Genomic DNA, 690 nt, shown 5'->3' on the forward strand with positions numbered 1-690 from the left:
ATTGCGCGTCGTTCAATTTCCGTGGCGGCGATCAGCAGCAGAAGGTCGGCAATTTGTCCGGCGGCCAGCGCAACCGTGTGCACCTGGCCAAGATGCTGAAGACCGGTGGCAATGTGCTGCTGCTCGACGAACCGACCAACGATCTCGATACGGAAACGCTGGCGGCACTCGAAGACGCGCTGGAAAACTTCGCCGGCTGCGCCGTCATCATCTCGCACGACCGCATGTTCCTCGACCGGTTGGCGACGCATATCCTTGCCTTCGAGGGCGACAGCCATGTCGAATGGTTCGAGGGCAATTTCGAGGATTACGAGCAGGACAAGATCCGACGGCTCGGCCCTGACGCCGTCAACCCGCACCGCATGACGTACAAGCGGCTGACGCGATAGGGTTCTTATTTCGGGCGGCGAATTCTCAAGTGATCTGAGGAGCTGAAATGGCCGACTGGTCCGCCGCCCAATATCTCAAATTCGAGGACGAGCGAACGCGGCCGTCGCGCGATCTCGTCGCGCAGGTGCCGGTGGAGGCACCGCGCCGGGTGGTCGACATCGGCTGCGGGCCGGGCAATTCCACCGAATTGCTGGTCGAGCGCTGGCCGAGCGCGCAGGTCAGCGGTTTCGACACCTCGCCTGACATGATCGACAAGGCGAGGGCACGCTTGCCTGATGTAACCTTCGAGTTGGCCGATGC

2 protein-coding genes are annotated in these 690 nt (G+C 62.0%); both read left to right on the plus strand.

Annotation, left to right across the window (positions count from 1 at the left end; genetic code table 11):
- Positions 1 to 389: ATP-binding cassette domain-containing protein (locus EOA86_RS37185; RefSeq protein WP_128345867.1), on the plus strand; the 389-nt coding region annotated here is incomplete at its 5' end.
- A gap of 47 nt (positions 390 to 436) precedes the next feature.
- A partial coding sequence (locus tag EOA86_RS37190) for a methyltransferase domain-containing protein (RefSeq protein WP_128345868.1) occupies positions 437 to 690 on the plus strand: 254 nt, incomplete at its 3' end.

The organism is Mesorhizobium sp. M5C.F.Ca.IN.020.32.2.1, from assembly GCF_004023105.1.
Taxonomy (GTDB): domain Bacteria; phylum Pseudomonadota; class Alphaproteobacteria; order Rhizobiales; family Rhizobiaceae; genus Mesorhizobium; species Mesorhizobium wenxiniae.